Consider the following 11673-nt stretch of genomic DNA (forward strand, 5'->3'; position numbering starts at 1 on the left):
TTTTCGCATGTTTCCTTAATGTTAACCAAGCCACTAAATATATAATTTTTCAGTTAATATATGAGATTAAATTCATTTTCTTTTAGGGTCCGTTATGGAGAGACCGACCAAATGGGTGTTGTGTACCATGGCAACTATGCACAATATCTAGAAATGGGCAGAGTGGAGTGGTTAAGGGCCTTGGGCATCAGTTATAAGAGCATGGAGGAAAATGGAATCATACTACCTGTAATTTCCTTACAAATAGATTATAAAAAATCTGCTCTTTATGATGATTTGCTTACAGTAGAAACGAATATTAAAAAAGCTCCATTGGTAAAGATTGAATTTGATTACAAAATCTATAATGAAGCCAGAGAATTATTGGTAGAGGCAAATACGGTTTTGGCCTTTATCGACAAAAAGACCAATAGACCCATAAAATGTCCTGATTCCATTTTGGGGAAATTAAGGTTTTAATCCTTTGATTGAATCACAACATTTTGCATCTCCTCAAATATTTGCTTGGTTTGAGCTGCTTGACTTTTTCTAACTGAAATAAGAAGAGAGCATTTTAATTCCATTTGTTGTGAAACAATCTTAATTCCTTTTTGCTTGATACAACGCATTACCTTATCCATTGCAGGATAGTCAAAATGCAATTGAAATTCGGATTCTATTGTTTTTTCAATAATAGGGGCATTTTCCAAAGCCATTTGAGCCGCCGCACGATACGCTTGTATAAGCCCGCCAACGCCAAGTTTTGTTCCGCCAAACACCCTGGCAACGGCAATCAAAACATTGGTGACTCCAAAAGACTGAATTTGCCCATAAATGGGCATTCCAGCCGAGTTGTTGGGCTCGCCATCATCATTAGTTCTATAGGTGTGGGTCTTTTTGCCCAATTGCCATGCATAGCATACATGATTAGCGGTGTGGTGTTTCTTTCGCAGTGATTCAATTATTGGTTTAACATCCTCTTCCGAAGAAATTGGAAACGCGTAACCAAAAAATTTACTTTTTCTATCCTTAAACAGAATTTCTGGAGAAGGTTCTCTTATCGTTTTATAAATATCCTCTTCTTCCATTAGAATAGAGCTACCAGCATGATACTAACAATGGCCAAGGCTATGCCTCCCCAGTTTTTTAGACTAAGTTTCTCCTTGAAGATAAGAATTCCCAATAGGGTAGAAAGCATTACAATAGCTACATTGTTAAGTGTAAAGATAGCCGCGCTATCAAATCTTTCGTTTTGAAGTGCTCGAATTAAAAAGAAAATGGAAAAATAATTGGGAACACCAAGCACAATGCCACCAACAATATTTCTAAAATTAACCTTTAGCGGTTTTTTTATTGCCTTTGTGCCAATAAAAACAAATCCGGTCAGTGCTGCAAAACCAAAAACCATAGATGAGAAAATTGCAACCTCTTTAGAGTCCAAATGGTTTTCCTGAAAATATTTCATGCAGATATCGATGATACCTGAACCTAAAAAAACAAGTAATGGTAATAACAAAGTCTTTTTAGAGAGTGCAATTGATTTTTCCTTCATGGAAGCAAAGTAAACAGCAGCGAGAGCCAACAAAATTCCAATAATTTGAAAAACAGATAAGGTTTCTTTATAAAAAATAACCCCAAAAAGTACAGGCATCACCAAAGACATCTTTGTTGCTACCGAAGCTACGGCAACACCTGCAACCTGTGAAGCTCTGGCCATAAGATTAAAAACCAGTATAAAAAAGACTCCTAGGGCCAAGGTGCCTAAAAACCAGGATTTATTTACAATCTCATTAAAATCAACATCGCCTTCATATAGCAACATCCCTACCACACAAGCAACTACATAATTGGTAATGATGGCATAAAGCGTTTGGATTTTGTAGACATCAAATAATTTAAAAACGACAAAAATTAAACTGGAGCAAAGAACACTAAGAGCAAGGTTCAACATTATAAGTAAGATTTTAACTGGGTAATATCCTCCTTACCTACTTGTAGGTTCCACGTTTTTATTCCCAAACTAGAAGCAGCATCAGTATTCTCTTTTGTGTCGTCTACAAAAATGGTCTCTGATGCATTCAATTTGTTTGCCGTCAGCACAAATTCAAATATTTCAGCATCTGGTTTTCGCATTTTCATTTCATAGGAAAGGTAAAACACTTCAAAAGCATTTTTAAAACGATTGAATTTTTCCATACCCATTTGCTTTTTTACAAATTCAATATGAATGTCATTGGTATTGCTCAACAGAAATAGGCGGTATTGATTTTCTTCTGCCAATTTTTCTACAAATTCTAATCTTCTATCAGGGAAATCCAATAATATAGCGTTCCACGCAGCTATTAAATCTTTCTCGGAGGCATTAGGGAAAAAGTTAGAGACTTCTTCTAAAAATTTTTGAGAGCTTGTTAGCCCTTTTTCATAGTCCCTAAATAAAGTATCCAAATCTGGGGTCGGACTTTTATAACCAAACTTTTCCATGGCTCTGGGTGTTGCCAATTTGTCTAGGTCTATGAAAATATCGCCAAAGTCTAGAATAATATTTTTAATCATTTATGAAAATTGATAGGGTATCTGATAAAATAGGTTTTGTCTCTAATAGTTCTCCAGAAATTTTTGGGGATGTAATTCCACTTTTAAAGTTGGTTGATCCCTTAAAAACTCGAGCTTCATCCCATAAACCTTCATTAATAAAGGTCTGAAGGGTTTTTGAACCCCCTTCAATAAAAAGACTGGTTATGGAATGTTTATAAAGCGTTGAACAAATCTGTTTTCCAATGGGGGCGGAGAAATCAATTAATTCGTAATCAATGCCATCCATGTATTTAGATGAATCAGCAATTTGAGTAAACACAATTGTTTGTATGCTTTTGTCCAAAACATGAAAGCCTGAAGGAATCTTCAAATCTTTATCTAGAATAACTCGCGTGGGGTGTTTTCCCTCCCAGCTTCTTACCGTCAATTTCGGATTATCTTCTAAAATAGTATTGGTGCCAACCAAAATAGCTTGTTCCTCACTACGCCATTTATGAACCAATTGTTTAGAGTATGTATTGGTAATCCATACAGGTTCTGGTGTTTTCTTTCTCGCTTTGGTATTTGGGGCGATAAAACCATCTTGCGTTTCGGCCCATTTTAAAATTAGGTAAGGGCGCTTTTTTTCTTGAAGACTTAAAAATCGTTTATGGTGAATTCTGCATTCTTTTTCAAGAACACCAATAGTTACTTCACAACCGGAAGCTTTCAATTTTTCAATTCCTTTTCCCGAAACTTTATCATGTGGATCTTGAAGTCCTATAAAAACCTCCGGAATTTTGTGTTCAATAATAAGATTGGTGCATGGAGGTGTTTTCCCAAAATGGGAGCAAGGCTCTAAACTTACATAAAGAGCGGCCATAGAAAGTAGTTCCTTGTCTTTTACGGAGTTAATTGCATTTACTTCTGCATGTGCACCACCGTATGGACTTGTGAAGCCTTCCCCAATGATTTTATTTTTGTGCACAACAACACATCCTACCATAGGATTTGGTGCTGCAGTTCCAAGCCCTTTTTTGCCCAATTGAATGCATCGTAACATGTATTTTTCATGTATATTCACATCGCAAAAATAGAACATTAAAACACAATATGGGTGAGGCCATAATTAGGGAAATTACACCAGATGATAACGTTCAGGTAGCCCAAGTAATACGCAAGGTTTTATTAGAGATGGGGGTGCCAAAAGTTGGTTCTGCATACGCGGATAAAGCTTTGGATGATATGTACGGTGCATATAACATGTCTAAGGCAACATATTTTGTAGTTGATGACAATGGACAAATTATTGGTTGTGCGGGAATTGCGCAATTGGATAATTATGAAGGTAATGTCTGTGAGTTGCAAAAAATGTATTTATTGGAAGAAACGAGAGGTAGGGGTTTGGGTTCTAAAATGATTACGATATGTTTGGAAAAAGCGGAGTCGTATGGCTTTGAACATTGTTATTTAGAGACAATGCCCTACATGAAAGCTGCGCAAAAACTATATACGAAGAATGGTTTTGAATATCTAGATGCCCCAATGGGCAATACAGGTCATTATTCATGTCCGGTTTGGATGCTTAAAAAGCTGTAGCATGCTGCTAAAGGAAATCAAAACTATTTTCCATAAAGAATTAGATGCCCTTTATCCTAAAGAAGAAGTTGATTCCTTTTTTTATAGCTTGATAGAGCATTATCTAAAATTAGAACGGTTTGTATTGGTGGTACAACCCAACCTTGCAATTACCAAGGTTGAAGAACAACCACTTTTTAAAGCTTTAGCTGAGTTGAAACTAGAAAAACCCTTGCAGTATATTTTAGGAGTAGCCCACTTTATGGATTTGGAACTGAAGGTCAATGAACATGTACTGATTCCACGGCCTGAAACAGAGGAATTGGTGGAATGGATAATTTCAGATTGCAGAGCTATACACAGTCGAGACCTGAAAATCCTTGACATAGGTACCGGTAGTGGGTGTATTGCAATTGCTTTGGCAAAAAATCTCCCAAATGCAAAAGTCTATGCAATGGATATTTCAGAAGAAACATTGGAAGTTGCAAAAGCGAATGCAGAATTAAATACTGTTGAAGTTGAATGTATCCACATGGATATTTTAAATCCAAAAGAGATTGAATATGAGTTTGACATTATTGTCTCTAATCCGCCATATGTGAGAGAATTAGAGAAGGAAGAAATCAAGAATAATGTAAAGGCATATGAACCAAGTATAGCGCTTTTTGTTCCAGATGAAGATGCATTGCTATTTTATAGAGCCATTATTGTTTTTGCTGAAAGATACTTTTCTAAAAAAGGAAACTTGTACTTAGAAATCAATCAATATTTAGGAAAGGAAACCAAAGCACTTTTAGAAGCGCAGAATTTTTCAGAAATTGAACTACGCAAAGATTTCTTTGGAAATGATAGAATGCTTAAAGGTAAACTAGATTGATATGGATAGCATTGCGGTTTTTTGTGGAAGCAGCACAGGTAATGACCCTGATGTGACTGATATGGCCTTTAAACTGGGTGAATATTTAGCCATCAAGGACATTAACTTAGTTTACGGTGGAGCCAAAGTGGGACTAATGGGACAAGTTGCTGATGGAGTCTTAACCCAAAACGGGAATGTGATAGGTGTGATACCTGATTTCTTAAAAAGCAAGGAAGTTTTTCACCCAAACATTACCGAACTGATTGTAGTGGAAACCATGCACGAAAGAAAATTGGAAATGCATGAACGGTCCAATGGATTTATAGCCCTTCCTGGAGGGTTTGGTACTTTGGAAGAGTTGTTTGAAATCATTACGTGGGGACAACTTGGACTGCATCAAAAACCTATTGGAATATTGAATGTAAAAGGTTTTTTTGGTACTATGCTTCAGTTTTTGGACACTATGGTGACCAATGGATTTTTAAAACAGGAAAATCTGGATATGTTATTGGTGGATGATACTCCGGAAAAACTTTTGGCAAAAATGGAGGCATATAAACCTACAGCAGTTCCAAAATGGATTGCAAAAGAACAAACTTAGATGACTAACCAAGAAAAAATCACAATCCTTAGGGATGAATTAAGGGGACATAATTACAACTATTATGTGCTGGATAAACCAACAATTTCGGATTATGAGTTTGATGTAAAACTGAAGGAACTTCAGAAATTAGAAGAAACACATCCGGAGTTTTATGATGCTACTTCTCCTACTTTGAGAGTTGGTGGAGAGGTGACCAAAAATTTTGAAACCATTCAACACGAACATCGTATGTATTCTTTGGATAATTCTTATTCTAAAGAAGACCTAGAGGATTGGGAAAAGCGAATTCAACGTATTTTGGGAGATGTTGATGTGGAATTCACTTGCGAACTAAAATATGACGGAGCTTCTATCAGTCTAACCTATGAAGAAGGGAAATTAGTTAAAGCGGTAACAAGAGGAGATGGTTTTCAAGGAGATAATGTAACCACGAACATTAAGACCATAAAATCTGTCCCACTTCAGCTAAAAGGCGACTACCCATCAAAATTTGACATACGTGGTGAGATTATTCTAACACTGGAAGGTTTTGCCAAAATGAACCAAGAACGCCTTGCCAATGGCGAAGAAGCCTATATGAATCCTAGGAATACAGCATCGGGCAGTTTAAAATTGCAAGATAGCGCTTTGGTAGCGCAACGCCCTTTAGAATGCTTATTGTACAGTATTACCGGTAAAAACCTGAATATTGTTTCCCAGTTTGAAGTTCTGGATAAAGCACGTTCTTGGGGCTTTAAAGTGCCCACTGTTGCAAAATTGTGCAAAACTACGGATGATGTAATGCGGTTTGTTGATTATTGGGATGTACACCGTCATGATTTGCCTTATGAAACAGATGGAGTGGTTATCAAAGTAAATAGTTTACGCCATCAAGAAGAATTGGGTTATACTGCTAAGGCACCGCGTTGGGCTATGGCCTATAAATTTAAAGCTGAGCAGGTTTCAACGGTGCTACATGAAATCACTTATCAGGTAGGGCGGACAGGAGCTATTACACCTGTTGCTAACCTAGAACCGGTTTTACTTGCCGGCACTACTGTAAAGAGAGCCTCTTTGCACAATGCAGATCAGATAGAAAAATTGGATATTAGAGTAGGGGATACTGTTTTTGTAGAGAAGGGAGGAGAGATTATTCCAAAGATTATTGCAGTGGATTTTACCAAACGTCCTTCGGACTCTGTTCCAACCACATATATTCAGCATTGCCCCGAATGTAATACGGAACTGATACGCAAAGAGGGAGAGGCACAGCATTTTTGTCCAAATGATACCGGTTGCCCAACTCAGATAACAGGTCGCATTCAGCATTTTATCTCCAGAAAGGCAATGGATATTGAAGGTTTGGGTGGTGAAACTGTTGAATTGCTTTTTAAAGAAGGGTTGATAGCGAATTATGCAGATTTATACTCCTTGACTAAAGAGCAGGTAATGCCACTGGAACGAATGGCAGAGAAATCTGCAGAGAACCTGGTCAATGGAGTTGCAGCTTCCGTAGCAATTCCTTTTGAGCGTGTGCTGTTTGGTTTGGGAATACGCTACGTAGGCGAGACAGTAGCTAAAAAACTTGCCAAGGCCTACAAGAACATAGATGCCTTGATTATTGCAACGGAAGAAGAACTGGTAACTGTTGATGAGATAGGAGGACGTATTGCTGAAAGTGTTGTACAGTTTTTTGCAGAACCCTTGAATATTGAGATTGTGGAGCGGTTAAAATTGTATGGACTACAGTTTTCATTATCTGAAGAACAGCTGCAAAATCAATCTGAAAAACTAAAGGGGCAGACGTTTGTGGTTTCTGGCGTTTTTGAATCCCTTGGAAGAACAGAACTTAAAAAGCTAATTGAAGACAACGGTGGTAAAGTGGCTTCATCCATCTCCTCCAAAACATCTTTTCTGGTTGCAGGTGAAAACATGGGGCCGAGTAAGAAAACAAAAGCAGAAGGTTTAGGAGTGCCAATTATTTCTGAACAAGAGTTTTTAGAAAAGTTAGATTGATGGTGCCAGAAACTCTTGAAGCGTTTAAAGATACCTTGGTTAAAGCTACTCCCTCTGTGGATTGGCCCCCAGCATTACAATCAATTTGGTGGGCAGCTAAGGGGGATTGGAATGCTTCTCATGACATTGCCCAAGATTTACACACAAAAATAGGAAGTCGAATTCATGCATATTTACACAGGTTGGAAGGAGACGATTGGAATGCTGGGTATTGGTACAGGCAAGCTAATGAGTCTTTTCCAAAATGTAATTTTGAAGAGGAATTGCAAAAACTGATGGAATTTGTTTTAGAACGCTAAGATTTTCGCACAAACCGCTGCTCTTGCGTATCAAAAGCAAACTTATAAATATCATATTTACCACCTCGACCATCTTTTTCCAGTTTTTGGGCAACAATCATTTGTTCCCCATCACTGCGCAAACTTATCATGCCGTAGCGGGTTAGATAGGAATTGATCTCTTTGTATTTTTTCACCATTTCTTCTTTAAGGTCTTTAAGCTTTATTTGGTTTGCTGGGGTATCCACAAAATTGGCTTTAAAGTCTTCATACTCGGTTTTTACCTCCTCCCACTTTTGATATTTTTTTACCAACTCGGGAATAGTGGTTGAAGAGAAATCTTTATTGGAACGGGCAAGTTCTGTACTAAAAATCAAAGGCTTTTTGCTGTATCCTGTCTTTCCTATGGCTCCTAGAGTGTCTGGTCTGGGATGACTGTAGTTTTCATTATCACCACTAGAAATAACCGTGCCGAGGGCATTTATATTTTCCAAAAACTCATAACTGAACAAATGGCTACCATGGTGGCAGGCCTTGGCAATATCTGCTTGTAAGGTAGCTTTGGCATTGGTACCCAGTTTATGATTGATGTATTCTCCTGCTTCCTCATTAATATCACCCCCTAACATCACCCGCAAATGTTTATATTTCAACATCAACAGAACAGAGTGTCCATTCTTTGTTTTTCCATTGTCCTTTAAAAATGGCAGCACTTGTTTTCCATCCTTCTGAGCAATAATTGGAGCAATTACATTTAATGAAAGTTCGTTATCTCCACCATTGCCCAATAAAAATCCAGTATTGTTATTAAGCGCTTCAAAATTTGGTTGAGGTTGTTGCGCCAACGATAGAGCCATGGTCTCTGGGTATTGTGATCCTGTGCCAGAAGAGTTTTGTGGGTCGTTCAAGATTGACTTCATAGCTGCATCGGTCAGTTCCAATGACAGTACATATTTTTCACCATCTGAAAGCTCATCAACTTTCCCCAACTGGGTGTTCCAACCTTTGCTGTTATCAACAGGGCGATGCACAATACCACTATGATAGATTTTATCGAACTTAATAGCGGGTTCTTCAAAAATATCAGCAAAACCTAAATAATGATCATTATCTGGATGACTGACTATGGCCTTAAACTTCATTGGCAAACTAGTATTCTTATCTAGATTGAAACGCCAGTAGAGGTAACGATACATGTTGTCTCCTTTGCCCGCATCAATTAAATAATGCTTATCATCCGGTGTAACCATATGGCATCCATCTCCTTGCCCAATATCTACAAAATTGACTTCAAGAGTTCGCTGCTTTTGTATGTTTTCAATGGAAATCCAACCTCTTTTGTTTCTGGAGAGCACTAATACACGGTCATTGACCACTTCAGTATCCAAAATGGTGACGTAGTCTCCAAAAAGTAAATGTTGCACCCATTTTGATGAGGTTTCACTTTCAAGAATCTTAGCATCTGGGAAACCTGTATAAGTAAATTTTCTAGATCCGTTTGTATTGAAAAGAGCAGCATCCAATTGTGGCATGATTCTTTGATTTTAGTTGTTGGCTTTAAAAAAAGATACTTTTCAATATAGGAAATTTCTTATATCAAAACTTAAATAGATGTAAAGGAGGTATTAAATTTTGTATGAATGATTGAATTTGGAGCGACTTTACACGCATTCTCATTGTAAAATAATTATCCATTTAAATTACTACAAGACTGTCCCAACCTGCTTTAGAGAGGTTTGGCGAACCAGCTTTTTTAGTTAGAATAAGCCGCTGGTCAACCCAAAGAAGGTATCCATCAATCCAGAAAAAAAATAGCTCATAGATTGAAGAAATTGCAGATAAATAAGTTTCAGATGAAAATTAAAAGCTTGCTATTCAGTTCTATTCCAGCATTGATTCTGTTGTCCTGTAGCAATGATGATGATGGCCATACCAGAGGAATCCCCGTGATTAACCCCCAAACTTTTGAAATTTCAGAAGCAATAACCAATTCCGAGATAATCGGAAATGTTTATGCGGATGATCCGAATGGTGATCCACTAACTTTTCGAATAGGCCTGGACAAATCCAATCTCTTTACAGTTTCCAAATCAGGTGAACTGCGTTTGATCAATGGAAAGAACTTGGACTTTGAGACAGCAAAGGAGCACAAATTCACTGTAAGGGTTACGGATGGCACAGGGGAATTTTTTAATTATGTGACGGTAATGGTGCTAGATGAGAATGAGACGGCCATTTCTGATGAATCTTTTTTTACGGTCAATGAAAATATATCTGACACTTTTGTAATTGGCAAGATAATGGCCAATGACCCTGAAAATGATGTGCTTAGTTTTGAAATTTTAGTCAATGACAATGACCTGTTCGAAATTACCAAAGATGGAGAGTTGAGTTTGGCAAGTGGAAAGGCCTTGGATTTTGAGATGGGCGAGGAGCATAAAATCATAGTTCAAGTTTCTGACGGGAATACAGCATCAATGGCTGAGGTGACCATTACGGTTATTGATGGAGTTGATATTGTAGATCAGACCTTTGAAGTTCCTGAGAATATTGGTGACATGGAATTAATCGGTACCGTAACGACTAGCAATCCTCAGAACGAATTTCTAACCTTTGAAATTGTCACGAACGACAACAACCTTTTTAACATTACTGATGACGGTAAGTTAAGCTTGGAAAGTGGAGAATCATTGGACTTTGAAACCAGTAAAGAACACCGTATTACTATATCCGTTACCGACGGTATCCATAATGATTTGGAGGCTGAAGTGACCATAATAGTTGCCGATATTGTAGAAGCTGACCCATTGGATGTCGCTGCCTTTGTAACTACCTGGAAAACTTCAAATGATATGGAATCTATCGGCATTGGAGTTAACCCTAATTTGACATATGACTATACAATTAACTGGGGAGATGGTACAGTGGAAGATATTGCAAACAGCATAAACCCTGAACATACTTATGATACTGCGGGGACATATACCGTAGCTATTGTAGGTGATTTTCCGCAAATTGAAATGTTTTTAGCGCCAAATCATCAGGTCAAGTTATCGAGTATTGATCAATGGGGCTCTATACGCTGGCGAGATTTGAATTATGCACTCGCTGGTTGTCCAAATATGATTTATAATGCTACTGATGTACCCGATTTGTCTATGGTTACAGATTTAAGTAATATGTTTAGAGGAGATACTTCTTTCAATGGAGATATAGCCAATTGGGATGTAAGCAACATTACAAATATGAGAGGGATGTTTGCTGGAGCAAGCTCGTTTAATCGAGATTTGGACGGTTGGGATGTAGGATCAGTAACAGATATGTCAGAGATGTTCTTGCTGACAGAATCTTTTAATGGAGATCTAAGTGGTTGGGATTTACATTCAGTATTAACTACGCAAGGTATGTTTGCGCAAGCTAATGCGTTCAACCAAGATTTGAGTAACTGGGATGTAGGATCGGTTATACTTATGAATTATATGTTTTCAGATGCAAATGCGTTCAATCAAGATTTAAGCAATTGGGATGTAAGTTCGGTTACACATATGACCGGAATGTTCCAAAGTGCAGAATTATTTGATAGAAGTTTGGGCGCTTGGAATTTGAACTCGATTACAACAATGTTTGATATGTTCAGTGGAGGTGCAGGGTTGTCGCCAGAAAATTATGATGCCACCCTAATCGGCTGGAATGCCAACATCAATACCCCGGACAATATTTCTTTTGGTGCAATTGGCATTAACTATTGTTCCAATTTTGCTGCTGCCGCTCGCGGTGGTTTGACAGTCAATAAGGGATGGACAATAACAGATGACGGTCAAAATTGTAATCCTTAAGTGCTTCTGTTGTCATGGGGTTTGACTAGT

At 37.8% G+C, this 11673-nt stretch carries 12 protein-coding genes; 7 read left to right on the plus strand and 5 right to left on the minus strand.

Going from position 1 to position 11673, the window contains the following annotated elements; genetic code table 11:
- Positions 1 to 60: 60 nt before the first annotated feature.
- On the plus strand, positions 61 to 459 hold the full coding sequence (locus LV704_RS16445; RefSeq protein ID WP_163422669.1) for a thioesterase family protein: 399 nt from the start codon (positions 61 to 63) through the stop codon (positions 457 to 459).
- On the opposite strand, the gene LV704_RS16450 is transcribed toward LV704_RS16445, so the two are convergent.
- From LV704_RS16450 to ribD, 4 genes are read right to left on the minus strand one after another with little or no spacing between them, the layout of a single operon-like run.
- A complete protein-coding gene (locus tag LV704_RS16450) occupies positions 456 to 1067 on the minus strand; it encodes a YigZ family protein (RefSeq protein ID WP_163422668.1) in 612 nt (203 codons plus the stop codon). The genes LV704_RS16445 and LV704_RS16450 overlap by 4 nt on opposite strands.
- Positions 1067 to 1930, minus strand: coding sequence for a GRP family sugar transporter (locus LV704_RS16455; protein ID WP_163422667.1), 864 nt, complete (start codon positions 1928 to 1930; stop codon positions 1067 to 1069). The genes LV704_RS16450 and LV704_RS16455 overlap by 1 nt, the downstream gene beginning before the upstream one ends.
- The gene (locus tag LV704_RS16460) at positions 1930 to 2532 is read right to left on the minus strand and encodes an HAD family phosphatase (RefSeq protein WP_163422666.1); all 603 of its coding nucleotides are present in this window, start codon (positions 2530 to 2532) and stop codon (positions 1930 to 1932) included. Before LV704_RS16460 ends, LV704_RS16455 begins: the two co-directional genes overlap by 1 nt.
- Positions 2525 to 3595, minus strand: coding sequence for a bifunctional diaminohydroxyphosphoribosylaminopyrimidine deaminase/5-amino-6-(5-phosphoribosylamino)uracil reductase RibD (gene ribD, locus LV704_RS16465; RefSeq protein ID WP_233782069.1), 1071 nt, complete (start codon positions 3593 to 3595; stop codon positions 2525 to 2527). The genes LV704_RS16460 and ribD overlap by 8 nt, the downstream gene beginning before the upstream one ends.
- A gap of 11 nt (positions 3596 to 3606) precedes the next feature.
- On the opposite strand from ribD, the gene LV704_RS16470 reads away from it, so the two are divergent.
- From LV704_RS16470 to LV704_RS16490, 5 genes are read left to right on the plus strand one after another with little or no spacing between them, the layout of a single operon-like run.
- Entirely contained in the window at positions 3607 to 4092 is a 486-nt protein-coding gene (locus tag LV704_RS16470) for a GNAT family N-acetyltransferase (RefSeq protein WP_163422665.1), read from the plus strand.
- Between the two features lies 1 nt (position 4093).
- Positions 4094 to 4948, plus strand: coding sequence for a peptide chain release factor N(5)-glutamine methyltransferase (gene prmC, locus LV704_RS16475; RefSeq protein WP_163422664.1), 855 nt, complete (start codon positions 4094 to 4096; stop codon positions 4946 to 4948).
- Position 4949: 1 nt separating this feature from the next.
- The gene (locus tag LV704_RS16480; RefSeq protein ID WP_163422663.1) at positions 4950 to 5531 is read left to right on the plus strand and encodes a TIGR00730 family Rossman fold protein; all 582 of its coding nucleotides are present in this window, start codon (positions 4950 to 4952) and stop codon (positions 5529 to 5531) included.
- Entirely contained in the window at positions 5532 to 7529 is a 1998-nt protein-coding gene (ligA, locus tag LV704_RS16485) for an NAD-dependent DNA ligase LigA (protein WP_163422662.1), read from the plus strand. It abuts the gene before it with no gap.
- Positions 7529 to 7828 (plus strand): hypothetical protein, encoded by a 300-nt coding sequence (locus tag LV704_RS16490; RefSeq protein ID WP_163422661.1) that lies wholly within the window; start codon positions 7529 to 7531, stop codon positions 7826 to 7828. The genes ligA and LV704_RS16490 overlap by 1 nt, the downstream gene beginning before the upstream one ends.
- Here LV704_RS16490 and LV704_RS16495 read toward each other — a convergent pair.
- On the minus strand, positions 7825 to 9339 hold the full coding sequence (locus LV704_RS16495; protein WP_163422660.1) for a ComEC/Rec2 family competence protein: 1515 nt from the start codon (positions 9337 to 9339) through the stop codon (positions 7825 to 7827). The genes LV704_RS16490 and LV704_RS16495 overlap by 4 nt on opposite strands.
- Before the next feature lie 321 nt (positions 9340 to 9660).
- Here LV704_RS16495 and LV704_RS16500 point away from each other — a divergent pair, with 321 nt between their 5' ends.
- The gene (locus tag LV704_RS16500; protein WP_163422659.1) at positions 9661 to 11643 is read left to right on the plus strand and encodes a BspA family leucine-rich repeat surface protein; all 1983 of its coding nucleotides are present in this window, start codon (positions 9661 to 9663) and stop codon (positions 11641 to 11643) included.
- Positions 11644 to 11673 lie beyond the last annotated feature (30 nt).

Origin of the sequence: Flagellimonas sp. CMM7 (assembly GCF_021390195.1) — a bacterium.
Classification (GTDB): Bacteria; Bacteroidota; Bacteroidia; order Flavobacteriales; family Flavobacteriaceae; genus Flagellimonas.

Coding starts and splice junctions, on each gene's coding strand:
- LV704_RS16490 (WP_163422661.1), top strand. CDS start 7,529: ATGGTGCCAGAAACTCTTGAAGCGTTTAAAGATACCTTGGTTAAAGCT.
- LV704_RS16450 (WP_163422668.1), bottom strand. CDS start 1,067: ATGGAAGAAGAGGATATTTATAAAACGATAAGAGAACCTTCTCCAGAA.
- LV704_RS16470 (WP_163422665.1), top strand. CDS start 3,607: ATGGGTGAGGCCATAATTAGGGAAATTACACCAGATGATAACGTTCAG.
- LV704_RS16460 (WP_163422666.1), bottom strand. CDS start 2,532: ATGATTAAAAATATTATTCTAGACTTTGGCGATATTTTCATAGACCTA.
- ribD (WP_233782069.1), bottom strand. CDS start 3,595: ATGTTCTATTTTTGCGATGTGAATATACATGAAAAATACATGTTACGA.
- prmC (WP_163422664.1), top strand. CDS start 4,094: ATGCTGCTAAAGGAAATCAAAACTATTTTCCATAAAGAATTAGATGCC.
- LV704_RS16455 (WP_163422667.1), bottom strand. CDS start 1,930: ATGTTGAACCTTGCTCTTAGTGTTCTTTGCTCCAGTTTAATTTTTGTC.
- LV704_RS16445 (WP_163422669.1), top strand. CDS start 61: ATGAGATTAAATTCATTTTCTTTTAGGGTCCGTTATGGAGAGACCGAC.
- LV704_RS16500 (WP_163422659.1), top strand. CDS start 9,661: ATGAAAATTAAAAGCTTGCTATTCAGTTCTATTCCAGCATTGATTCTG.
- LV704_RS16480 (WP_163422663.1), top strand. CDS start 4,950: ATGGATAGCATTGCGGTTTTTTGTGGAAGCAGCACAGGTAATGACCCT.
- ligA (WP_163422662.1), top strand. CDS start 5,532: ATGACTAACCAAGAAAAAATCACAATCCTTAGGGATGAATTAAGGGGA.
- LV704_RS16495 (WP_163422660.1), bottom strand. CDS start 9,339: ATGCCACAATTGGATGCTGCTCTTTTCAATACAAACGGATCTAGAAAA.